This window comes from Oryzobacter faecalis (assembly GCF_046764005.1).
In the GTDB taxonomy this organism is placed as follows: Bacteria; Actinomycetota; Actinomycetes; order Actinomycetales; family Dermatophilaceae; genus Oryzobacter; species Oryzobacter faecalis.
Map to the genome: position 1 here is coordinate 381,485 of NZ_JBKOFW010000001.1, position 23,337 is coordinate 404,821.

Below are 23,337 nucleotides of genomic sequence, written 5' to 3' on the forward strand. Positions count from 1 at the left end.
CTCCCCACGGCACGCACGAGCGGGCGGCACCCCTCACGGGGTGCCGCCCGCTCGCGTGACCAGCGCGTCTCACTAGAGTGAGAGACGCCCCACGTCCCCCCGACGAAGGAGTTCTCGATGGCTGACACCGCCCGCGCCCAGAAGATCGCCGACCGCATCAAGACGGTCACCGCCGCGAACCTCGGCAGCATCGTCAAGGACCCCGACCTCGGCTTCGTCACCCTCACCGACGTGCGGGTCACCGGCGACCTCCAGCACGCCTCGCTCTTCTACACCGTGTTCGGCGACGAGGCCCAGCGCGCGACCACCGCCCGCATCCTCGAGGAGCACAAGGGGCGGCTGCGCTCGTTCGTCGGCAAGCAGCTCGGCATCCGGCTCACGCCGACCCTGGAGTTCATCGCCGACGCGATCCCCGAGAACGCGGCCCACATCGACGACCTGCTGCGCGCCGCCCGCGAGCGCGACGCCGAGGTCGCCGCGTCCGCCGCGGGCGCCCGGTACGCCGGTGAGGCCGACCCGTACAAGAAGGAGCGCGAGGACGACGACCTCGACGACGCGCTCGACGGGGCCGACGAGCGCCAGGACGTCCGCTGACCGCGACCGACGGCCTCCTCGTCGTCGACAAGCCGCAGGACTGGACGAGCCACGACGTCGTCGCCCGCTCGCGGCGGCTGTGCGGCACCCGCAAGGTCGGCCACGCCGGCACCCTCGACCCGATGGCGACGGGCGTCCTCGTCCTCGGTGTGGGCCGCGCGACGAAGCTGCTGACCTTCCTCGTCGGTGCCGACAAGGACTACACCGCGACGATCCGGCTCGGGCAGGCCAGGCTCACCGACGACGCCGAGGGCGAGGTCACCGCGACCCCCGGCGTCGGGGCGACCCGGGCGGAGGACGTCCGCGCGGCCGTCGCCGGGCTCACCGGCGCCATCCAGCAGGTCCCGAGCGCGGTGAGCGCGATCAAGGTCAAGGGCGAGCGCGCCTACCACCGGGTGCGGGCGGGGGAGTCGGTCGAGATCCCCGCCCGCGCCGTCACCGTGTCGAGGTTCGAGGTCCTCGACGTCCGAGGGGGCACCGCGCGGGACGACCAGCGCGGCCGCGACGTCGAGGTCCTCGACGTCGACGTCGAGGTCACCGTGTCCTCGGGCACCTACGTCCGCGCCCTGGCCCGCGACCTCGGGGCGGCCCTCGGCACCGCCGGCCACCTGACGGCCCTGCGCCGGACCCGGGTCGGTGGGTTCACGATCGAGGCCGCCCACCCCCTCGCCGATCTCGAGGCGCGGCACACCGCGGGCGAGCCGATGCCCGTCACGCCCCTCGCCGACGCCGCCCGCGCCGCCTTCGCGGTGCGCGAGGTCGACGAGGCCGAGGCGCGCACCCTCGGCTTCGGGCAGCGGCTGCCCTCGGCGCTCCCCGGACGCGCCGAGCCGGTCGCCGCCATCGCCCCGGACGGGACCCTCGTCGCGATGCTCGACGAGTCGCGGTCCACGGCACGCAGCCTCGTCGTGTTCGCCCCGGCCACTACATAGAGTGTCCCCCGTGCACCGCTGGACCGACGCCGCCGAGACGCCCGCAGACCTCACGCCCTGCGTCGTCACCCTCGGCAACTTCGACGGTGTGCACCGCGGACACCGGGCCGTGCTCACCGCCCTCGTCGAGGCCGGCCACCGTCTCGACCTGCCCGCCGTCGCGGTGACCTTCGACCCCCACCCGGTGGCCGTCCTGCGCCCCGACGAGGCCCCGCAGCTCATCACCCCGGCCGAGCAGCGCGACGAGCTCCTCGCCGACACCGGCCTCGACGGGCTCCTCGTCCTGGAGTTCACCCGCGAGTTCGCCCACCAGTCGCCCGAGGAGTTCGTCCGGACCGTCTTCGTCGAGGGCCTCGGCGCGCGCGCCGTGGTCGTCGGCCGGGACACCCGGTTCGGGTACCGCAACTCCGGCGACGTCGCCACGCTCGTCGGGCTCGGTGACCGGTACGGCTTCGAGGTCGTGGCGCTCGAGGACGTCGGCGAGGGCGAGCGCTTCTCCTCCTCCACCGTCCGGCGCCTCCTCGCCGAGGGCGATGTCGCCGGGGCGGCACGGATCCTCGGCCGACCGCACCGCGTCGTCGGCACCGTCGTCCACGGCAACCACCGCGGCCGCGACCTCGGGTTCCCCACGGCCAACCTGTCCGCCGACTCCCTTGGGCTCGTGCCGCAGGAGGGCGTCTACGCCGGGTGGCTGACCCGGGTCGACCGGCCCGAGGCCGACACCGACCGCACGATGCCCTGCGCCATCAGCGTGGGCACCAACCCCACGTTCGACACCCACGACCGCCGCACGGTGGAGGCGTACGTCCTCGACCGCGACGACCTCGACCTCTACGACGAGACCGTCATGGTCGAGTTCACGGCGCACATCCGGCCGACCGTGCGGTTCGAGAGCGTCGACGAGCTGACCGCCGCGATGACCCAGGACGTCGCGCGGTGCCGCGAGCTCCTCACGAAGATCGTCCCCGCCTGACCCGGTCGCGAGCGACCGTGTCAGCGCGTGGGCCCGCCCGCCTGACCCGGTCGCGAGCGACCGTGTCAGCGCGTGGGCCCGCCCGCCTGACCCGGCCGGGCGAGCCCACCCGGGTGACGAGCTGGGTCCGGCACGACGTGGGGCTCTACCTCGCCGCCGCCGGGACCTCCGTCGTCGGTGGCCTGCTCGTGTGGTCGGCCACGGCGCGCACCGACGGCAGCGCCTACCTCGTCCGGCACCTCGTCGCCGCCGCCGTCGGGTTCGGGCTCGCCGTCCTCGTCTCGCGGGCCGGCCAGGCGCGGGTCCGCCTCGCCGCCCCGGTGGTCTACGCCCTGGCCCTCATCGCCCTCGTCCTCGTCCTCACGCCGATCGGGCTGACCGTCAACGGGTCGCGCTCGTGGATCCCGCTCGTCGGCGGCTTCACCCTCCAGCCGGCCGAGCTCGTCAAGGTCGGCCTGTGCGTCGTCCTCGCCGTGCTCCTCGCCGGCCCCGCCGAGCGCGGCCTGACGCCGGGGACGCGCGAGGTGCTCGCTGCAGGTGCCCTCGTCGCGCTCCCGGTGGGGCTCGTCCTCCTCCAGCCCGACCTCGGGTCGGCGGCCGTCGTCCTCGCGATGGGCGCCGTCGTCGTCGCGGTCGCCGGGGTCCCGCGGCGGTGGCTCCTCGTCGCGGGGCTGGTCGGGGTCGCGGTCGTCGTCGCCGCGCTGACGACGCCCTTGCTCAGCGACTACCAGCGCGACCGACTCACCGCGTTCGCCGACCCGTCGGCCGACCCGCAGGGCAGCGGCTACCAGACCCGGATGGTGCGGCTCGCCATCGGCGGCGGCGGTCTGTGGGGGCAGGGCTTCATGGCGGGGGAGCGCACCCAGGGCGGTGACGTGCCCTACCAGCTCAACGACTTCGTCTTCTCGGTCGCGGGGGAGGAGCTCGGCTTCGTGGGCGCCACCGGCCTGCTGCTTCTCCTCGCCTTCGTCGTCCTGCGCGTGCTGCGCGTGGCGGCGCGGGTCGCGGACCCGTTCGGGAGGCTCGTCGCCGTGGGGGTCGCGGCCTGGCTCGCGGTCCAGGTCGTGCAGAACGTCGGGATGAACCTCGGGCTGCTCCCGGTGACCGGCCTGCCCCTGCCGTTCGTGTCGTACGGAGGGTCCTCGATGGTCGTCTCGTGGCTCGCGGTCGGGCTCGTCGACGCCGCCCACAGCGCCGACCGGGACCGGTGACGCGACGCCCGGGCGACCCGGTGGTCACGAATCCGACTCGCCGGTAACAAGGCGTTCCCCTCTGTGCCCCTCCTGTGACAGCATTCGCTCACCCGCCCCCAATGTCGAGGACGATGCCGCGATGCTCACTGCTTCCCCCCAGATCCACGCTCCCGCCGACGAGCCGGTCGACCAGTCCGTGCTGGAGCAGCGGGCCACGAGCGTTGGACACCTCTTCCGCGACCGCGTCGCCGCGACCCCGGACCGCCCGGCCTTCATGCACGCCGTCGTCACCCCCTCCGGCGACGAGTGGGTCACCGAGACCTGGCGTGACGTCGACACCGTCGTCCGCGAGGTCGGCGCCGGCCTCGTCGCCCTCGGCGTCGAGCCCGAGGACCGGGTCGCCATCGCGTCGAGCACCCGCTGGGAGTGGGCGCTCGCCGACCTCGCCATCATGGTGAGCGGCGGTGCGACGACGACGATCTACCCGACGACGATCGCCGACGACGTCGCCTTCATCCTCGCCGACTCCGGCACCAAGGTCGTCTTCGCCGAGAACGCCGAGCAGCTCGAGAAGCTGCGCTCGATCCGCGGCCAGATCCCGGGCGTCTCGCGGGTCGTCGTCTTCGACGGCGGGTCCGACGACGACGCGTGGACGCTCGGCCTCGACGACGTCCGCACCCTCGGCCGCGAGTACCTCGAGGGCGACCCCGGCGCCATCGACGCGCGCATCGACCGCATCCAGCCCGACCAGCTCGCGACGATCATCTACACCTCGGGCACGACCGGTCGCCCGAAGGGTGTCCGCCTGCGGCACAGCGCCTGGACCTACGAGTCGGCCGCCGTCGCGTCGATCAACATCCTCGCCGAGGACGACCTGCAGTACCTCTGGCTGCCGCTCGCCCACGTCTTCGGCAAGGTGCTGCTCACCCTGCCCCTGCAGATCGGCTTCCCCACGGCCATCGACGGGCGGATCGACAAGATCGTCGACAACCTCGCCGTCGTCCGACCCACCTTCATGGGTGCGGCCCCGCGCATCTTCGAGAAGGCCTACGGCCGGATCCAGACGATGATGGCCGGCGAGGGCGGCCTCAAGCACAAGCTCTTCGTGTGGGCCAGCGGTGTCGGCCGCGAGGTCAGCGAGCTGCGCGAACAGGGCAAGAACCCCTCGGGGATGCTCGCCCGCAAGTACGCCATCTCCGACAAGATCATCGGCACCAAGATCCGGGACCGCTTCGGCGGGAACATCCGCTTCTTCATCTCCGGCTCGGCCGCGCTCAACGGCGACGTCGCACGCTGGTTCGACGGGATGGGGATGCAGATCGCCGAGGGCTACGGCCTCACCGAGTCCAGCGCCGCCTCCTTCGTCGCGCGCACCAAGGCCTACCGGTACGGCACGGTCGGCTGGGCCCTGCCGGGGACCGAGATCCGGATCGCCGAGGACGGCGAGGTGCTGCTGCGCGGTCCCGGCATCATGGAGGGGTACCACAACAACCCCGAGGCGACGTCCGAGGCTCTGGACGCCGACGGGTGGCTGCACACCGGGGACATCGGCGAGCTCGACGACCGCGGCTTCCTCAAGATCACCGACCGCAAGAAGGACCTGTTCAAGACGAGCGGTGGCAAGTACGTCGCGCCCTCGATCATCGAGTCGACCTTCAAGGGCCTGTGCCCCTACGCCAGCCAGCTCGTCGTCTACGGGGCCGACCGCAACTTCGTCTCCGCCCTCATCACCCTCGACCCCGACGCGATCCAGGGCTGGGCCGCGCAGAACGGGATGGAGGGGAAGTCCTACGAGGAGATCGTCTCCTCCGACGCGTGCCGGCAGATGGTGCAGGGCTACGTCGACCAGCTGAACGCCGGCCTCAACCGCTGGGAGACGATCAAGAAGTTCACGATCCTCGAGCACGACCTCACCGTCGAGGAGGGTGAGCTCACGCCCTCGCTCAAGCTCAAGCGCAAGGTCGTCGCCGAGAAGTACAAGGACCTCCTCGACGCGCACTACTCGGGCTAGGCCCCAGCAGCCACGAACCGCGACGCCCGGGCCGTCCTCATACCGGCCCGGGCGTCGTCGTGTCACCCGCCGACGAGGGGGACGAACCGGTAGCGGCCGTGGGTGGTGACCACGCGTCCTCCGGGCGCGGCCGCGTCGAGCACGACGCGCGTCATCACCCCGTCGACGGGCAGGACGAGGACGCCGCCCTCGGCGAGCTGGGCCACGAGCTCCTCGGGCAGGCGCGTCGCCATCGCCGAGACGAGGATCCGGTCGAAGGGGCCGTCGTCGGCGGCGCCGAGGCGGTCGGGGTCGGCCTCGCGGATGCGCGCGTGGCGCAGCCCGGTGCGGTCGAGGTTCTCGCGGCCGACCGCGACGAGCGCGGGCACCCGCTCGACCCCGAGGACCGACCCGGTGGGGCCGGTGAGCTCGGCGAGGAGGGCCGTGGTCCACGCCGACCCCGACCCGACGTCGAGGACGTGCTGACCGGGCCGCACGTCGAGCAGCTCGAGCATCGCGAGGACGGTGCGCGGCTGGCTGTTCGTCTGCCCGTGCCCGATGGACAGCGGGCCGTCGTAGCCGGCGTCCCGGCGCACCGCCCGGGGGAGGAAGCGCTCCCGGGGCTGGGCCGCCAGTGCGGCGGCGACCCGCTCGCTGCGCCCCATCAGAGGTCCAGGTCGGCCAGGGCGGTCGAGACGGCGCGGTGGAAGGTCGGGTAGGCGAAGACCAGGCCGCGCAGGGCGGCGACGGGCACCCTCGCGTGCACGGCGGTGGCGAGCATCGAGAGCACCTCACCGCCGCTCGGGCCGACGGCCGTGGCGCCGACGAGGTGCCCTGCCTCCCGGTCGGCGACGAGCTTGACGACGCCCTCGCCGCCCGGACCGTGGATCCAGCCGCGGGTCGAGGCCTGCATCGGGGTCGAGGCGGCGGCCACGTCGAGCCCGGCGTCGCGGGCCTGCTGCTCGGACAGGCCCACCGAGCCGACCTCGGGGTCGGTGAAGGTGACCCGGGGGACGGCGTGGTACTCGGCGACGGGTCCGTCGGCGTCGCCGAGGACGTCGGCCAGCGCGATCCCGGCCTGGTACGTCGACAGGTGGGTGAAGGCTCCGTGGCCGGCGATGTCGCCGACGGCCCAGAGCCGGTCGCCCGCCCGCATCCGCTCGTCGGTGTCGATGCTGCGGGCGGTGGGGTCGAGCCCCACCGTGTCGAGGCCGACGTCGTGGAGGTTGGGGCGCCGGCCCGCGGCGACGAGGAGGCGCTCGGCGGTGAGGTCGAGGTCGGTCCCGCCGGCGTCGGTGACCGCCACGGTGAACCGGCCGTCGGCGTGGCCCACGCGGTGGATCGCGGCGCCGGCGAGGACGCGCACGCCCTCGGCCGCGAAGGCCTTCGCCACGACCTCGGACGCCTCGGGCTCCTCGAGCGCGAGGATCCGCGGCGCGACCTCGACGATGGTGACCTCGGTGCCGAACCGGGCGAACGCCTGCGCGAGCTCGGCCCCGATGGCGCCGCCACCGACGACGACCATCGAGGCCGGCAGGTCGGGGGTCGCGAGGATGTCCCGGTTGGTCCAGAACGGGGTGCCGGCGAGCCCGTCGACGGGGGGCGCGGCCGGGGCGGTCCCGGTGTTGAGGACGACGCCGCGGCTCGCGACGAACCGCCGGTCACCGACGACGACCGCCCCGGGGCCGTCGAGCCGTCCGTGCCCGCGGACGAACCGGGCCCCCGCCTTCTCGAGGCGCTCGACGGCCACCCGGTCGTCCCAGTCGTCCGTGGCCTCCTCGCGGATGCGCCGGGAGACGACCGACCAGTCGGGTGCGACCTCGGCGCCGCCGGCGAGCACGCCGACGCGGCGGGCCTCGGCGAGGGTGCCCGCAGCACGGACCACCATCTTCGAGGGGATGCAGCCGTAGTACGGGCACTCGCCGCCGACGAGCCGCTCGTCGACGGCGACGACCGTCAGGCCGGCCCTCGCGGCCTCGGTGGCGAGGTGCTCACCGCCGGGCCCGAGGCCGAGGACGACGAGGTCGACGTGCGCGTCGGTGCTCATGCCCCCATCTTGGGCGCTCCGGGCCGTTTTGGGGGACGGCCACGACCCGACCTACCCTTGGGGGATGCCCGGTCAGTCCGTCTTCCGCTCCCTCGAGCCCTTGCTCGAGCAGGTGAGCAAGCCCATCCAGTACGTGGGCGGCGAGCTGAACTCGACGGTCAAGGACTGGGACCTCGCCGGCGACGCCACCGTCCGCTGGGCCCTGATGTACCCGGACGCCTACGAGGTCGGGGTACCGAACCAGGGCGTCATGATCCTCTACGAGGTGCTCAACGAGCGCCCGGACGCCCTCGCCGAGCGCACCTACGCGGTGTGGCCGGACCTCGAGGCGCTGATGCGTCAGCACGGCGTCCCACAGTTCACCGTCGACGCGCACCGCCCGGTCGGCGACTTCGACCTGTTCGGCCTGTCGTTCTCCACCGAGCTCGGCTACACGAACATGCTCACCGCGCTCGACCTCGCGGGCATCCCGCTGCACGCGCGCGACCGCGACGAGAGCCACCCGATCGTCGTCGCCGGCGGGCACGCCGCGTTCAACCCGGAGCCGATCGCCGACTTCGTCGACGCGGCCGTGGTCGGCGACGGCGAGGAGGCCGTCCTCGCCGTCACCGACATCGTGTCGGCGTGGAAGCGCGAGGGCCGCCCCGGCGGTCGCCACGAGGTGCTGCTCCGGCTCGCGCGCACCGGTGGCGTGTACGTCCCGGCGTTCTTCGACGTCACCTACCTGCCCGACGGGCGCATCCAGCGGGTGGCTCCGAACCAGCACGGCATCCCGTGGCGGGTCTCGAAGCACACCGTCATGGACCTCGACGCCTGGCCGTACCCGAAGCAGCCGCTCGTGCCGCTGGCCGAGTCGGTCCACGAGCGGATGTCGGTCGAGATCTTCCGTGGCTGCACGCGTGGCTGCCGCTTCTGCCAGGCGGGGATGATCACCCGCCCGGTCCGCGAGCGCTCCATCACCGGCATCGGCGAGATGGTCGAGCGCGGCCTTGCCGCAACGGGGTTCGAGGAGGTCGGGCTGCTCTCGCTGTCGAGTGCCGACCACTCCGAGATCGCCGACGTCGCCAAGGGCCTCGCCGACCGATACGAGGGCACGAACACCGGTCTGTCGCTTCCCTCCACGCGCGTCGACGCCTTCAACATCGACCTCGCCAACGAGCTGACGCGCAACGGGCGCCGCTCCGGCCTGACCTTCGCCCCCGAGGGCGGGTCCGAGCGGATCCGCAAGGTCATCAACAAGATGGTGAGCGAGGACGACCTGATCCGCACCGTCTCGGCCGCCTACGGCGCGGGCTGGCGGCAGGTGAAGCTCTACTTCATGTGCGGCCTCCCCACCGAGACCGACGACGACGTCCTGCAGATCGCCGAGCTCGCCAAGCGCGTCATCGAGACCGGTCGCCAGGTCAGCGGGCGCCGCGACATCCGGTGCACCGTCTCGATCGGCGGGTTCGTCCCGAAGCCGCACACCCCCTTCCAGTGGGCCGCCCAGCTCGGCGCCGAGGAGACCGACGCGCGCCTGCAGAAGCTGCGCGACGCCATCCGGTCCGACCGGCGGTACGGCTCCTCGATCGGGTTCCGGTACCACGACGGCAAGCCCGGCATCGTCGAGGGACTCCTCTCGCGCGGTGACCGCCGGGTCGGTCGCGTCATCGAGGCCGTGTGGCGTGACGGTGGGCGCTTCGACGGCTGGTCCGAGCACTTCTCGTACGACCGCTGGATGGCGGCCGCGGCCTCCGAGCTCCCGGCCGTCGGCGTCGACGTGGCCTGGTACACGACGCGCGAGCGCGGCGAGACCGAGGTCCTGCCCTGGGACCACATCGACTCCGGGCTGGACAAGGAGTGGCTCTGGCAGGACTGGCTGGACGCGCTCGACGAGACCGAGGTCGAGGACTGCCGCTGGACCCCGTGCTTCGACTGCGGCGTCTGCCCGCAGATGAACACCGAGATCGAGATCGGCCCCACGGGCAAGACGCTGCTGCCGCTCACGGTCCTCGGGTCGGGCCGCGAGGCGATGCGCGAGCACTCGCACGCCTGACCCGGGCACACTGCTCGGTGTGAGCGCGTCCCCGTCCGCCGAGATCACCCTGCGGTTCCTCGCCGCCCCGACGGATGCCGGCCGGTCGGGCTCGGTGTCCGCGGGGCGCGTCCTGGAGTGGATCGACAAGGCCGGGTACGCCGCTGCCGCCGGCTGGAGCGGCACGTACTGCGTCACGGCCTACGTCGGGAACGTCCGGTTCACGCGTCCGGTCGAGGTCGGCGACCTCGTCGAGGCGACCGCCCGCGTCGTCCACACCGGGCGCTCCTCGATGCACGTGACGGTCGACCTCGCCTCGGGCCCGCCGCGCACCCGCGAGCTGGCGCCCGCGACCCGTTGCCTCATGGTCTTCGTCGCGGTCGACGGGGAGGGGCGCTCGACGCCGGTCCGGGCGTTCACGCCGTCGACGCTGGGGGAGGAGCTGCAGCAGGCCTGGGCGGTGCGCCGGGCGGAGCTGCGTGCCGAGGTCGAGGAGGCGATGGCGGGGGTCTCGTACACCGACGCCGGGACCGCCCCGCGGGTCGGGCTGCGCTTCCTCGCTGCGCCCACCGACGTCAACTGGGGCGGCAAGGTGCACGGCGGCATCGTCATGCGGTGGATCGACGAGGCCGCCCACGTCCTCGCGACGCAGTGGACGGGCGACGCGGCCAACGTCGCGATCTTCACGGGCGGCGTGCGGTTCTACCGGCCCCTGCGGATCGGCCACCTCGTCGAGGTCGAGGCGCGGCTGCTGCACACGGGGCGGACCTCGATGCACATCGGGGTCCACGTCCGGTCCGGCGACCCCACGGCCGGGCCCTCCGGGATGGAGCTGACGACCTACTGCCGGACCATCTTCGTCGGCATCGACGACGAGCGGCGTGCGGTGCCGTGCCCGAGGTGGGAGCCGGTGTCCGACGAGGACCGCCTCCTCGACGCCCATGCCGTCGAGCTGGTCCGGATCCGCGAGCGCTTCGGCGACTGACAGACGGCATCGTTGGACACCGAACCTCCGCCTGGGCACCCGATATCGGGTGCCCAGGCGGAGGTTCGGTGACATGTGCCCGACAACCCAGGAGTGGTGCCGGGTGTCCGGGCGCGCCGTCAGCCCACGAGCGCGGTGACGACCTCGCGGAAGGTGGCCGTGTGCCGGTCCACGTCGGCCCGCGAGGTGTCCGGGCACATGAGCGCCATGTTGTGGAACGGGGTCATGAGGATGCCGCGGTTGCACATCGCCAGGTGCAGGTAGGCGTCGAGGTCGTCGTCGTGCGCGGCGGCCGACTCCTCGCCGGAGCGCGGCGCGGGGCGCACGAACCGGTACTCGCTGCGCGCGCCCAGCTGCGAGACCGACCACGGCACGTCCAGCTCGTCGAGGGTCGCCTGCACCCCCTCGGTGAACGCCGTCGCCAGCCCGGTCATGTGCGCGAAGGCCTCCTTCGTCAGCACCCGGTCGAGCGTCGCCCGCATCGCGGCCGTCGAGAGCGCGTTGCCGGCGAGGGTTCCCCCGACCCCGCCGACGTCGACGATGTCGGCGTCCCCGCCGTCGGTGTGCCGGGTGATGGCCGCGGCGACCTCCTCGGTGAGGCCGTAGGCGCCGCAGGGGATGCCGCCGCCGATCGACTTGCCGATGACGAACAGGTCCGGCTCGAGGGACCACTCGCGCGTCGCGCCGCCCCATCCGGCCGAGAAGGTGTGCGTCTCGTCGATGAGCAGGAGCGAGCCGTGCCGGGTCGCGAGCTCGCGGACGCCCTCGAGGAAGCCGGGCTCGGGCAGGACGATCCCGATGTTGGTCAGCGCGGGCTCGGTGAGGACGACCGCGACGTCGCCGTGGGCGAGCTCGCGCTCGACGGACTCGAGGTCGTTCCACGTCGCGACGCGGGTGGTGAGGTCGAGGTCGACCGGGGGAGCGACGTTGCCCGGCCGCGACTCGGCCTTGCCGTCGGGTCCCGGGACCGCGAAGGCCTCGTCGACCGACCCGTGGTAGCAGTACGCGAAGACGAGGACCTTGGGTCGCCCGGTGGCGAGGCGGGCGAGGCGGATCGCCCACCGGTTGGCGTCGGTGGCCGACAGGGTGAAGCTCCACAGCGGCAGGCCGAAGCGGGCGGTCAGCTCGGCGCCGACCCACTGCGCGTCCTCCGTCGGGAGCATCGTCGTGATGCCGCCGAGGTCGCCGAGGCGGCGCCCCACCGCCTCCACGGTGGCACGGGGGGAGTGGCCGGCCATCGCGCCGGTGTCCCCGAGGGCGAAGTCGACGTAGGTGTGCCCGTCGACGTCGGCGATGCGGTTGCCGCGCGCGTGGTCGAGGTAGAGCGGGAAGCCGCCGCTCCACTTGTTCATCCACGTCATCGGGACGCGGCCGAAGAGGTTGCCGCCCGCCTCGAAGAGCTCGCGGCTGCGCGGGTGGCGCTCGGTGTACGTCCTCTGCTCGGCGGCGAGGAGCTCGGCGAGGCGGGACCTGTCGATCTCGGGCATGCCCGCACGATATCGGCACGGATGCAGCGCCGTCAGCCCCGCTTCCGCCACGGATCAGTGGAGGATGGCGGGCCTCGTCCTCGGAATCCGCAGCGTGAGCCCGCTGGGTCGCCGATTCGGTGGAGGAGCGCGCCCGCTCCTAGGCTTGTCCCCATGGCCCGCCAGCGCACCCCCGAGGGTCCCCCTCCCGCCCCGGCGGTCCAGAAGCTCCGCATCCGGTACGCCAAGCGCGGCCGCCTCCGGTTCTCCTCGACCCGCGACTTCTCGCGCGCCCTCGAGCGGGCCCTGCGACGCGCCGACGTCCCGATGGCGTTCTCCGCGGGCTTCCACCCGCACCCCCTCATCTCCTACGCCAACGGGGCGCCGACCGGCACGGCCAGCGAGGCCGAGTACTTCGAGATCCGCGTCACCGAACGGGTCGACGCCGAGGCCGTGCGCGCCGCCCTGGACGAGGCGCTGCCCGACGGCCTCGACGTCCTCGAGGTCGTCGAGGCCGGGCCCGGCGCCCTCGCCGACCGGCTCGAGGCGAGTGAGTGGCAGCTCGTCGTGCGCGGTGCGGACCCCGCCGCGGTCGAGGAGGCGGTGGCCGGCTACCTCGCCGCCGAGGTCGCCGAGACGACCCGCACCTTCAAGACGGGTCCGAGGACGTTCGACACGCGCGCCGCGGTGCTGTCGCTGGTGCTCGACGGGGTCGACGAGGAGGGGTGTGCGATACTGCGGATGGTCGTACGGCACACCACACCGTCCGTGCGCCCCGACGACATCCTGACCGCACTGCGCGCAGTGACCGGGTTCTCGCCGCCGGTCCCACCCCTGGTGACCCGGCTGGCGCAAGGCCCTCTGCGAGGCGCAGCTGCCGGGGTGGCCGACCCACTGGCCGCCGACAAGGACGCCGCCGGCCTCGGATAGGTGCCGCGCCGCCCGCGCGAGCCGCTCCGGGGCAGCAGTCGACTTCCGTGTGGGGTGCGCCCCCGCACGATCCGATCGCACACCACGCGGTCGACGAGGAGCCGGTCCCCCGGCCTCCGGTGTGGTCGTCATCGCGTGGGTGACGGAAGGAGCCATCGTGGCTTCCGAGAACGACCCGACCACCCCCGACACCGAGGTCCCGGCCGCGCCGGCGACCGACGAGGTGCCCGCCAGGCCCAAGCGCCGTCGCGCGACGAAGAAGGCCTCCGCACCCGCGCCGGTCGCCGAGACCGCCGCCGATGACGCGCCGGAGCGCGACGCCGCGCCGCCCGCCGATGGCGAGGCCCCCACCGACGAGGCGCCCGCACCGAAGGCGACGCGCAAGCGTGCGGCGAAGAAGACGACGAAGAAGGCAGCGAAGAAGGCCGCCGACACCACCGCGGAGGAGGCCGCTGCGGAGGACGCGGCGCCGGCTCCCGAGGAGGCCCCGGAGCAGCTGCCGGTCCTCGACGTCGAGGCCGAGGCGGCCCCCGAGGCCGAGGACGAGGAGGAGGCCGAGGACGAGGAGACCGCGGCCACCGTCCCCAGCTTCGGCCTGCTGTTCCAGGCACCCGAGCCGGTGGTCCGGCCCCGACGCCGGGCCACCGCTCCCGCGCAGGCCCCCGTCGAGCGCCCGGCCGACGAGGTCGGCGACACCCCCGCCGAGCCCGCCGGCCGCACCGACCGAACCGACCGTGCGGACCGTGCGGACCGCACCGAGGGTGACGGCGCGGACGGCGGAGAGGGCCGCGAGGCCGACGGCACGCAGGACCGCTCCGACGACGACACCGACGGTGACGGCGGCCCGCGCCGCCGACGCCGCGGGGGCCGCGGCCGCCGCGGTCGTGACAAGGGCGCCGACGACACGGCCCCCGCCACCGCTGACGACGCGTCCTCGGACCGCTCCGACGCCGCGACGACCGGTCCCGAGCAGGACGACGCGACCGAGAGCGGCTCGAGCCGCCGGCGCCGCCGTCGCCGCCGGGGCGGGTCCGACGTCGAGGGCGAGGACCCGCCCGGCACCGTCACGCGGGTCCGCGAGCCGCGCGCCCAGCGCGACGAGCCGACCGCGGTCAAGGGCTCGACCCGCCTCGAGGCGAAGAAGCAGCGCCGGCGCGAGGGCCGCGAGGCCGGTCGCCGCCGCACGATCATCACCGAGGCCGAGTTCCTCGCCCGCCGCGAGAGCGTCGAGCGCGTCATGGTCGTGCGCGGTCGTGGCGACCGGACGCAGATCGGCGTCCTCGAGGACGGCGTGCTCGTCGAGCACTACGTCTCGCGCGAGACGACCGCCTCGATGGCCGGCAACGTCTACCTCGGGCGCGTCCAGAACGTCCTCCCGTCGATGGAGGCCGCGTTCGTCGACATCGGCAAGGGCCGCAACGCCGTGCTCTACGCCGGCGAGGTCAACTGGGATGCCGCCGGGCTCGAGGGCGGCCAGGCGCGCCGGATCGAGAACGCGCTGTCCTCGGGCGACACCGTCCTCGTCCAGGTGACCAAGGACCCGATCGGCCACAAGGGCGCGCGGCTCACCTCGCAGATCTCGCTGCCCGGCCGCTACCTCGTCTACGTGCCCGAGGGCCAGATGACCGGCATCTCGCGCAAGCTCCCGGACACCGAGCGGGCGCGGCTCAAGGCCATCCTCAAGGAGGTCGTGCCCGACACCGCGGGCGTGATCGTCCGCACCGCCGCGGAGGGAGCCTCGGAGGAGGAGCTGCGCGCCGACGTCGAGCGGCTCACCAAGGCGTGGGAGAAGATCTCGAAGAAGGCCGAGGCCGCGAAGGCCAAGAAGGCGGGGTCGGGCGGCGCGCCCGTCCTCCTGCATGGCGAGCCCGACCTCACCGTCCGCGTCATCCGCGACGTCTTCACGGAGGACTTCACCTCGCTCGTCATCTCGGGCGACAAGGCCTGGGCCGAGGTCAGCGAGTACGTCGAGGACGTCGCCCCCGACCTCGCGCCGCGCCTCACCCGGTGGACCTCCGAGGACGACGTCTTCGCCGCGCACCGCATCGACGAGGCCCTCGCAAAGGCGATGGACCGCAAGGTCTGGCTGCCCTCGGGCGGCTCGCTCGTCATCGACCGCACCGAGGCGATGACCGTCGTCGACGTCAACACCGGCAAGTTCGTCGGCTCCGGGGGCAACCTCGAGGAGACCGTCACCAAGAACAACCTCGAGGCCGCCGAGGAGATCGTCCGCCAGCTCCGCCTGCGCGACATCGGCGGCATCATCGTCATCGACTTCATCGACATGGTCCTGGAGTCCAACCGCGACCTCGTCGTGCGTCGCCTCCTCGAGTGCCTCGGCCGCGACCGGACCAAGCACCAGGTCGCCGAGGTCACCTCGCTCGGCCTGGTCCAGATGACCCGCAAGCGGGTCGGGTCGGGCCTGGTCGAGGTCTTCTCCGAGCCGTGCGAGCACTGCGCCGGCCGCGGCATCATCGTCCACAGCGAGCCGGTCGACCGTGGCGGGTCCTCGCCGGCCGAGTCCGGGTCCTCGCGCTCCGGCCGCGGGCGGGGTGGTCGCGGGGGCTCCGGTGGGACCGGTGGGTCCGGCGGCTCCGGCTCGGGCGGGGCCACCGCCGAGAAGGTCGAGGAGCACCGGCCCAGCGGGCCGTCCGCGGCGCAGATCGCCGCCGCGGCCCATGCCGCCGCACTGCGCAAGGCCGAGGGCGAGCACCACGACCACCACGACCACACCGAGCACGCCGACCCCGTCGAGGTCGCTGCCGACGCCACGCCCGACAGCCTTCCCGAGGTCGCGGACGTCGCGCCGGCGGAGGACGTGGCGGCCGTGGCCGACGAGGCCGTCCTCGCGGACGTGCCCGCCGAGCCCCAGGCCGTCGGGCCCGTGGCCAGCGACGGCCCGGTCGCCGCTACCGACGAGGCGCAGACCCCGGACGACGCCGGCGAGCCCGAGCAGCCCGAGCAGCCGGCCTCCGGGCGTCGCGGTCGCCGTCGCCGCGGCCGGGTCGTGTCCCCGGCCGGACCCCCGCGCAGCGGGGCCGGTTCGTCCTCCGGCGACGGGCCCACCGAGCCCACCGCCCAGCCCACCCCCGAGGCCGCCGCCGAGTGATTTCGGGTTCCGCCGGGGCACCGGTAGTCTTGACCCTTGGTGCGCCCACCGCGCTGACGTCCCGTGTCGTCCACGGGGTCGCTGTCGGCCGGTTCCAGGAGGCGCACAACGAGTGAGAGTGAGTACGACTGTGTACGCGATTGTGCGCGCAGGTGGTCGCCAGGAGAAGGTCTCCGTCGGCGACGTCCTGCTCATCGACAAGGTCGGCCAGGCCGGCGACAAGGTGCAGCTCCAGCCGCTGCTCGTCGTCGACGGGGGCACCGTCACCTCCGACGCGAGCAAGCTCGCCAAGGTGAAGGTCACGGCCGAGGTGGTCAAGGCCGCGAAGGGCCCGAAGATCACCATCCTCAAGTACAAGAACAAGACCGGCTACCGGAAGCGCCAGGGCCACCGCCAGCCGCTCACGCAGGTCAAGATCACGGCGATCGACGCCTGATCCCGGAACTCACGAAGGACTCCTGAGATGGCACACAAGAAGGGTGCGTCCTCGACCCGCAACGGTCGCGACAGCAACGCCCAGTACCTCGGCGTCAAGCGCTACGGCGGCCAGGCCGTCAAGGCCGGCGAGATCCTCGTCCGCCAGCGCGGCACGCACTTCCACCCCGGTGACGGCGTCGGCCGCGGCGGCGACGACACCCTCTTCGCGCTCGTCGCGGGTGCGGTGAAGTTCGGCGCCAAGCGCGGCAAGAAGACCGTCAACATCGTCCCGGCGGCCACCGCCGCCGAGTGACGCGTCGCCGGGACACGCTCCCGGCACCCACGCACCACACTCGTGAGGGGCGGGCCTGACACCGGGCCCGCCCCTCATGCATCCCACCCCACGGCCCGTCCGGGCCGGCACACGCAAGGAGCGACAGGCATGACGACCTTCGTCGACCGCGTCGTCCTGCACGTCGCCGCCGGGAACGGCGGCCACGGCGTGGCCTCGGTCAAACGCGAGAAGTTCAAGCCCCTCGGCGGCCCCGACGGCGGCAACGGCGGCAAGGGCGGCTCGGTGATCCTCGCCGTCGACCCGCAGTCGACGACGCTGCTCGACTACCACCACACCCCGCACCGCAAGGCGACGAACGGCAAGCCCGGCGCGGGCGACGAGCGCAACGGCGCCGACGGTGACGACCTCGTCCTCCCGGTCCCGGCGGGGACCGTCGTCAAGGACCGCGACGGCACCGTCCTCGCCGACCTCGTCGGCTTCGACTCGACCTTCGTCGCGGCCCGCGGCGGGCGAGGCGGCCTGGGCAACAAGGCCCTCGCCAGCGCGCGCCGCAAGGCGCCCGGCTTCGCCCTCCTCGGGGAGCCGGGGGAGACCCTCGAGGTCGTCCTCGAGCTGAAGTCGCTCGCCGACGTCGCCCTCATCGGGTTCCCGAGCGCGGGCAAGTCCTCTCTCGTGTCGGTGCTGTCGGCGGCGCGGCCGAAGATCGCCGACTACCCGTTCACGACCCTCGTGCCGAACCTCGGTGTCGTCACCGCGGGGTCGGAGCGGTACACCGTCGCCGACGTGCCCGGCCTCATCCCCGGCGCGAGCGAGGGCAAGGGGCTCGGCCTGGAGTTCCTCCGCCACGTCGAGCGCTGCTCCGTGCTCGTCCACGTCGTCGACTGCGCCACCCTCGAGCCGAACCGCGACCCGATGACCGACCTCGAGGTCATCGAGGCCGAGCTCGCCGCCTACGTCACCGACGACTCCCTTGGAGGACGCCCGCTGTCGGAGCGCACGCGCGTCGTCGTCCTCAACAAGGCGGACGTGCCCGAGGCGCGCGACCTCGCGGAGATGGTCAAGCCGATGCTGGAGGAGCGCGGGCTCGAGGTGTTCATCGTGTCCGCGGTGGCCCACCTCGGCCTCAAGGAGCTGACCTTCGCGCTGGCCCGGCACGTGGCCGCAGCCCGGGCCGAGCTGGAGGCGGCGGTCGTCGAGCGCCCTCGCGTCGTCATCCGGCCCAGGGCCGTCGACGACAGCGGCTTCCACGTGCGGCGCGAGGGCACGTCCGACGGCGAGGTCTTCCGCGTCCTCGGCGAGCGCCCGACCCGGTGGGTGCGCCAGACCGACTTCTCCAACGACGAGGCCGTCGGCTACCTCGCCGACCGGCTCAGCCGCCTCGGTGTCGAGGAGGCCCTGCTCAAGGCCGGTGCCGTGGCGGGCTCGACGGTCCTCATCGGCCCCGAGGACGACGCGGTCGTCTTCGACTGGGAGCCGACGATGTCCGCCGGGGCCGAGCTGCTCGCCGGGCCGCGCGGGACCGACCTGCGCCTCGAGCCGGAGGGCCGGCGGACGCGCGCGGAGAAGCGCGAGGACTTCCACGCCCGCAAGGACGCCCAGACCGCCGCGCGCGACGAGCTCGCCACGGAGCGGCGCGCCGGCCACTGGGCGCACGCGGACGACGAGGACCAGTGATGTCCGACGACCTCGCCGCGCGGTTGCGCGAGGCGGTGGGCGACGCCCAGCGCCTCGTCGTCAAGGTGGGGTCGTCCTCGCTGACGTCCGCTGACGGGGGACACCTGGACGAGGTCGCGCTCCGCGCGCTCGTCGACGTCCTCGCCGCGCGCCGGGGGGAGGGGCGCCAGGTCGTCCTCGTGTCCTCTGGTGCCATCGCCGCCGGCATCGGCCCGCTGGGGCTGGCGACCCGTCCCAGCGACCTCGCGACCCAGCAGGCCGCGGCGTCGGTGGGGCAGGGAGCGCTCGTCGCCGCGTACCAGGCGGCGTTCGGCGCCTACGGCCTGACCGTCGGGCAGGTGCTGCTCACCGCCGACGACACGACCCGGCGCTCGCACTACACGAACGCACGGCGCACCCTCGATCGGCTGCTCGAGCTCGGCATCGTGCCGATCGTCAACGAGAACGACACCGTGGCGACCCAGGAGATCCGCTTCGGGGACAACGACCGGCTCGCCGCGCTCGTCGCCGACCTCGTCGCCGCACAGGGGCTGGTGCTCCTCACCGACGTCGACGCCCTCTACGACGGGCCACCGTCGCGCGGGGGTTCGCGGCGGGTGCCGCTCGTCGCGACGACGGACGACCTCGACGCCGTGACGATCGGCGGCACGGGGTCCTCGGTCGGGTCCGGTGGCATGGTGACGAAGGTCGAGGCCGCCGGGATCGCCGGCGCGGCGGGCATCCCGACGCTGCTGACCCGTCTCGTCGACGTCTCCCGCGCCCTGGCGGGTGCCGACGTCGGCACGGTGTTCGCCCCGGCGGCCGCGACCCGCGCCTCGCGCAAGCGGTGGCTGGCGCACGCGACGACCTCTCGCGGGAGCCTCATCCTCGACGAGGGTGCGGTGGCGGCGGTGACCGAGCGGCGGAAGTCCCTGCTGGCCGCGGGGATCACCGCGGTCACGGGGTCGTTCGCGGCCGGCGACCCGGTCGACGTGTGCGGGCCCGACGGGCAGGTCATCGCGCGGGGTCTCGTCACGTACGCGTCGGGGGAGCTGCCCCGGCTGCTGGGTCGCTCGACGCACGACCTCGCCGCCGAGCTGGGCAAGGCGTACGAGCGCGAGGTCATCCACCGCGACGACCTCGTCGTCCTCTGACCCTCGCCCCCGCCTGCGTCGACCTTCTGGTGCGAGGGTTCCGAGTCAGCGGATCTGCTGCACCTCGAACTGCATCCGCGGGTTGGCGATCTCGTCCTGGCTCTGCACGAGCTGGAGCTCGCGGCGCCCCGAGGTGTGGGTACGGTCGAGGAGGTCGAAGACGCTGCTGACGGTGCGGCCCAGGGCGACCGCGGCGTCCTGCGTGTCGAGCAGGTGGGCGGTGAACAGGGCGGCCGTGACGTCACCGGACCCGTTCGCCTTCATCGGCAGGTGCGGGGTCTGGACGATCCAGGCGCCGTCGCCGTGGACGGCGAGCATCTCGATGGTGCCCTCGGGACGGTCCGGGCGCAGGACGCTGGTGACGAGCACCGTCTGCGGGCCCATCGCCCGGGCCTGCTCGACCGCGGCGAGCGTGGAGTCGAGGTCGTCCGGCTCGGTCTCGGTGAGGAAGCCCAGCTCGAACTGGTTCGGGGTGATGAGGTCGGCGCGGGGGACCACCTTCTCGCGCAGGAGCACGGGGATCGCCGGGTGGACGAAGCAGCCGCTCTTCGCGTTGCCCATGACCGGGTCGCACGCGTAGATCGCGTCGGGGTTGGCGGCCTTCGTGCGGGCGACGGCGTCGAGGATGACGTCGCCGATCTGCTCTCCGCCCTGGTAGCCGGAGAGGACGGCGTCGACGTCGGTGAGCGCCTCGCGCTCCTCGATGCCGGTGACGACCTCGCGGACGTCCTCGGGCGGCATGAGCGGCCCGCGCCACTGGCCGTAGCCGGTGTGGTTGGAGAAGTGGACCGTGTGGACCGGCCACACCTCGACGCCGAGGCGCTGGAGCGGGAAGACGGCGGCGGAGTTGCCGACGTGGCCGTAGGCCACCGAGGACTGGATGGACAGGATCGTCGTCACATCGCCCATCCTCGCACCGCGCCGCGCCGCGCCGGTCCGCGCCGCTCCCGCCCCTCGCCCCGCTCCGCGGCGAACGTGGGTGAAGATCGTCGCCCCGCCGACGATCTTCACCCACGTTCGCGGGTCGGGAGGCTCCGGCCCGTTCGCGGGTCGGGAGGCGGGAACGGGGCGGCCGGGCGCGGACTTACGCTTGGACCATGTCCGACCGCACCACCGGCATCGACCCGGCCGACGTCGAGCAGGTCCGCGTCCTCGCCGAGGCCGCCCGCGTCGCCGCCCGCCGGCTCGCCCTCCTCAGCCGCGCCGAGAAGGACGCCGCCCTGCGCGCCCTCGCCGACGCCCTCGACGCCGCCACCGACACGGTCGTCGAGGCCAACGAGCGCGACCTCGCCCGCGGCCGCGAGACCGGCATGCCCGAGAGCCTCCAGGACCGCCTGCGCCTCGACGCCACCCGCGTCGCGGCCGTCGCGCAGGCCCTGCGCGACATCGCGGCGCTGCCGGACCCGGTCGGTGAGGTCGTCCGCGGCTCCACGCTCGCCAACGGCCTCCAGATCCGCCAGGTCCGCGTCCCGATGGGTGTCGTCGGGATGATCTACGAGGCGCGCCCCAACGTCACGGTCGACGCCGCCGGACTGGGCCTGAAGTCCGGCAACGCCGTGATCCTGCGCGGGGGAAGCGCCGCCGCCGAGACCAACCGGGCCACGGTCGCCGTCCTGCGCGCCGCCCTCGCCGAGCAGGGCCTCCCGGCCGACGCGGTCGGCCTCCTCGAGGGCGGCCACGGCGCGGTCCGCGCGCTCATGACGGCCCGTGGCCTCGTCGACCTCCTCATCCCGCGCGGGGGAGCCGACCTCATCCGCAGCGTCGTCACCGAGTCGACCGTGCCCGTCATCGAGACCGGCGTCGGCAACTGCCACGTGTACGTCGACGCCGCCGCCGACCTCGACAAGGCGCTCGCCATCGCCGTCAACTCCAAGACGCACCGCCCGAGCGTGTGCAACGCGGCCGAGACCCTCCTCGTCCACCGCGCCGTCGCCACCGAGTTCCTCCCGAAGGCGCTCGCCGCCCTCAGCGGTGAGGGCGTCGCGCTCCACACCGACGACGAGGCCGGGGCGCAGGCCGACACCGCCGGCGTCCCGCACGACGCGGTCACGCAGGAGCACTACGACACCGAGTTCCACGGCCTCGAGATGGCGGTCGGTGTCGTCGACGGCCTCGACCAGGCGCTCGAGCACATCCGCCGCCACGGCTCCGGCCACACCGAGGCGATCGTCACCGAGGACCGCGCCGCCGCCCGCCGCTTCACCGCCGAGGTCGACGCCGCGGCCGTCATGGTCAACGCCAGCACCCGGTTCACCGATGGCGGCGAGTTCGGGTTCGGTGCCGAGATCGGCATCTCGACCCAGAAGCTGCACGCCCGCGGCCCGATGGCCCTGCCCGAGCTGACGACGACGAAGTGGGTCGTCGAAGGGGACGGTCAGGTCCGCGTCTGAGGCCCGCCGCGGTCCTCGACCGGGGCGTCGACCCCGGCGCCACCCGCCGGGCCGCCGAGGGTGTCGCCGACCGCGTCGCCGCCGACGCCTCCGACCGCCTCGAGCGAGTCGTGCGCGACGAAGTACGACGGCCGCCCCTGCAGGGCGCTGTACGTGCGCCCGACGTACTCGCCGAGGATCCCGAGCGCGAGCAGCTGCACCGCCCCGACGGCCGAGACGATGACGACCGTCGACGTCCAGCCGGGCAGCGTGTTGCCCATGAGCATCGCCACGAGCGCATAGGCGAGGACGATGATCGCGGCGACCCCGCCGAGCAGCCCGAGCCACGTCGCGAACCGCAGGGGCGCGGTCGAGAACCCCGTGACCCCGTCGATGGACAGGCGCAGCATCTTGCCGAGCGGGTACTTGGAGTCCCCGGCGGCCCGCGGTGCGCGGCGGTAGCCGACCGACGCGCTCGGGAAGCCGAGCGCCGGCACGACGAGCCGCAGCACGCGGTGGTGCTCGGGGAGGGCGTTGACGGCGTCGACCGTGGCGCGGGACATCAGCCGGAAGTCGCCCGCGTCGACGTGGGCGTCGACGTCGGAGAGCCGTCGGATCGAGCGGTAGAACGCCCGGGCGGTGACCCGCTTGAAGGGGGTGTCGCTCGAGCGGTCCTCACGGACCCCGTAGACGACGTCGACCCGCTGCCCCCGGGCGACGGCGAGCATCTCGCCGATGACCTCGGGCGGGTCCTGCAGGTCGGCGTCGATCGTCACGACCCAGCGTCCGCGGGCCCGAGCCAGCCCCGCGGAGATGGCGGCCTGGTGGCCGGCGTTGGCCCGCAGCCGGACGACGCGCACCTGGGGCCACTCGCGCCGAAGCCGCTGGAGGATGACGGGGGTCGCGTCGGTCGAGCCGTCGTCGACGCAGAGGACCTCGTAGGTGACGCCCCACGAGTCGGCCACCGGTCGGAGCCGCTCGACGAGGAGGGGGAGGACCTCCTCCTCCTCGTACATGGGGATGACGACCGTCAGGTCGACGTCGGCGTCGGGCATGGCGCCAAGGATAGGTCGCCCCGCCTCCCCGGGCGGGTGACTCGGCCGGACCCGGACGCGACCGAGGGCCCCCGAGTATGAGATCGGGGGCCCTCCGTCGGCGCTGCGCGCCACGTGTCGAGCCGGTCGGTCCGCGCGGTCTCCCGCGTCGGTCTGCCACG

Annotated in this window: 19 protein-coding genes; 14 read left to right on the forward strand and 5 right to left on the reverse strand. The window is 73.7% G+C overall.

Features of this window, described 5'->3' with window-relative positions:
• The first annotated feature begins 117 nt into the window (after positions 1-117).
• The 5 genes from rbfA to ACK8HX_RS01815 all read left to right on the forward strand — a co-directional run bounded on the left by rbfA (position 118) and on the right by ACK8HX_RS01815 (position 5,703).
• The gene (rbfA, locus tag ACK8HX_RS01795; RefSeq protein ID WP_411938929.1) at positions 118-594 is read left to right on the forward strand and encodes a 30S ribosome-binding factor RbfA; all 477 of its coding nucleotides are present in this window, start codon (positions 118-120) and stop codon (positions 592-594) included.
• Positions 591-1,526 carry a tRNA pseudouridine(55) synthase TruB gene (truB, locus tag ACK8HX_RS01800; protein ID WP_411939335.1) on the forward strand — a complete coding sequence of 312 codons (936 nt, stop codon included), beginning with the start codon at positions 591-593 and terminating at the stop codon, positions 1,524-1,526. Before rbfA ends, truB begins: the two co-directional genes overlap by 4 nt.
• A 10-nt stretch (positions 1,527-1,536) precedes the next feature.
• Positions 1,537-2,499 (forward strand): bifunctional riboflavin kinase/FAD synthetase, encoded by a 963-nt coding sequence (locus ACK8HX_RS01805; RefSeq protein WP_411938930.1) that lies wholly within the window; start codon positions 1,537-1,539, stop codon positions 2,497-2,499.
• A 113-nt stretch (positions 2,500-2,612) separates the two neighbouring features.
• Positions 2,613-3,710 carry an FtsW/RodA/SpoVE family cell cycle protein gene (locus tag ACK8HX_RS01810; protein WP_411938931.1) on the forward strand — a complete coding sequence of 366 codons (1,098 nt, stop codon included), beginning with the start codon at positions 2,613-2,615 and terminating at the stop codon, positions 3,708-3,710.
• Positions 3,711-3,831: 121 nt separating this feature from the next.
• A complete protein-coding gene (locus ACK8HX_RS01815; RefSeq protein ID WP_411938932.1) occupies positions 3,832-5,703 on the forward strand; it encodes an AMP-dependent synthetase/ligase in 1,872 nt (623 codons plus the stop codon).
• Between the two features lie 62 nt (positions 5,704-5,765).
• Here the strand turns inward: ACK8HX_RS01815 and ACK8HX_RS01820 are convergent, their stop codons facing one another.
• Together ACK8HX_RS01820 and ACK8HX_RS01825 are read right to left on the reverse strand one after the other, a co-directional pair.
• On the reverse strand, positions 5,766-6,347 hold the full coding sequence (locus tag ACK8HX_RS01820) for a protein-L-isoaspartate O-methyltransferase family protein (protein WP_411938933.1): 582 nt from the start codon (positions 6,345-6,347) through the stop codon (positions 5,766-5,768).
• The gene (locus ACK8HX_RS01825; RefSeq protein WP_411938934.1) at positions 6,347-7,729 is read right to left on the reverse strand and encodes a dihydrolipoyl dehydrogenase family protein; all 1,383 of its coding nucleotides are present in this window, start codon (positions 7,727-7,729) and stop codon (positions 6,347-6,349) included. The genes ACK8HX_RS01820 and ACK8HX_RS01825 overlap by 1 nt, the downstream gene beginning before the upstream one ends.
• 64 nt (positions 7,730-7,793) lie before the next feature.
• Between ACK8HX_RS01825 and ACK8HX_RS01830 the strand changes: the two genes are divergently transcribed.
• Positions 7,794-9,764, forward strand: a complete 1,971-nt coding sequence (locus tag ACK8HX_RS01830; RefSeq protein WP_411938935.1) for a TIGR03960 family B12-binding radical SAM protein — start codon at positions 7,794-7,796, stop codon at positions 9,762-9,764.
• A gap of 19 nt (positions 9,765-9,783) precedes the next feature.
• Positions 9,784-10,728 (forward strand): acyl-CoA thioesterase, encoded by a 945-nt coding sequence (locus tag ACK8HX_RS01835; protein WP_411938936.1) that lies wholly within the window; start codon positions 9,784-9,786, stop codon positions 10,726-10,728.
• Between the two features lie 119 nt (positions 10,729-10,847).
• Here the strand turns inward: ACK8HX_RS01835 and ACK8HX_RS01840 are convergent, their stop codons facing one another.
• Complete coding sequence (locus tag ACK8HX_RS01840) at positions 10,848-12,215, reverse strand: transaminase (protein WP_411938937.1); 1,368 nt, start codon at positions 12,213-12,215, stop codon at positions 10,848-10,850.
• A 153-nt stretch (positions 12,216-12,368) separates the two neighbouring features.
• Here ACK8HX_RS01840 and ACK8HX_RS01845 point away from each other — a divergent pair, with 153 nt between their 5' ends.
• The 6 genes from ACK8HX_RS01845 to proB all read left to right on the forward strand — a co-directional run bounded on the left by ACK8HX_RS01845 (position 12,369) and on the right by proB (position 19,752).
• Positions 12,369-13,124, forward strand: coding sequence for a TIGR03936 family radical SAM-associated protein (locus tag ACK8HX_RS01845; RefSeq protein WP_411938938.1), 756 nt, complete (start codon positions 12,369-12,371; stop codon positions 13,122-13,124).
• Positions 13,125-13,281: 157 nt separating this feature from the next.
• The gene (locus ACK8HX_RS01850; RefSeq protein ID WP_411938939.1) at positions 13,282-16,233 is read left to right on the forward strand and encodes an Rne/Rng family ribonuclease; all 2,952 of its coding nucleotides are present in this window, start codon (positions 13,282-13,284) and stop codon (positions 16,231-16,233) included.
• Between the two features lie 130 nt (positions 16,234-16,363).
• The gene (gene rplU, locus ACK8HX_RS01855) at positions 16,364-16,669 is read left to right on the forward strand and encodes a 50S ribosomal protein L21 (RefSeq protein WP_411939336.1); all 306 of its coding nucleotides are present in this window, start codon (positions 16,364-16,366) and stop codon (positions 16,667-16,669) included.
• Between the two features lie 27 nt (positions 16,670-16,696).
• Complete coding sequence (gene rpmA, locus ACK8HX_RS01860) at positions 16,697-16,963, forward strand: 50S ribosomal protein L27 (RefSeq protein ID WP_411938940.1); 267 nt, start codon at positions 16,697-16,699, stop codon at positions 16,961-16,963.
• A gap of 129 nt (positions 16,964-17,092) precedes the next feature.
• Positions 17,093-18,619 (forward strand): GTPase ObgE, encoded by a 1,527-nt coding sequence (gene obgE / locus ACK8HX_RS01865; protein ID WP_411938941.1) that lies wholly within the window; start codon positions 17,093-17,095, stop codon positions 18,617-18,619.
• Positions 18,619-19,752 carry a glutamate 5-kinase gene (proB, locus tag ACK8HX_RS01870; protein WP_411938942.1) on the forward strand — a complete coding sequence of 378 codons (1,134 nt, stop codon included), beginning with the start codon at positions 18,619-18,621 and terminating at the stop codon, positions 19,750-19,752. The genes obgE and proB overlap by 1 nt, the downstream gene beginning before the upstream one ends.
• A 45-nt stretch (positions 19,753-19,797) precedes the next feature.
• Here the strand turns inward: proB and pdxY are convergent, their stop codons facing one another.
• Positions 19,798-20,652: a pyridoxal kinase PdxY gene (gene pdxY / locus ACK8HX_RS01875; RefSeq protein WP_411938943.1), complete on the reverse strand. Its 855-nt coding sequence runs from the start codon at positions 20,650-20,652 to the stop codon at positions 19,798-19,800.
• A gap of 197 nt (positions 20,653-20,849) precedes the next feature.
• Between pdxY and ACK8HX_RS01880 the strand changes: the two genes are divergently transcribed.
• Entirely contained in the window at positions 20,850-22,142 is a 1,293-nt protein-coding gene (locus tag ACK8HX_RS01880) for a glutamate-5-semialdehyde dehydrogenase (RefSeq protein WP_411938944.1), read from the forward strand.
• Here the strand turns inward: ACK8HX_RS01880 and ACK8HX_RS01885 are convergent.
• Positions 22,127-23,176 carry a glycosyltransferase family 2 protein gene (locus tag ACK8HX_RS01885; RefSeq protein ID WP_411938945.1) on the reverse strand — a complete coding sequence of 350 codons (1,050 nt, stop codon included), beginning with the start codon at positions 23,174-23,176 and terminating at the stop codon, positions 22,127-22,129. The genes ACK8HX_RS01880 and ACK8HX_RS01885 overlap by 16 nt on opposite strands.
• Positions 23,177-23,337: the final 161 nt, after the last annotated feature.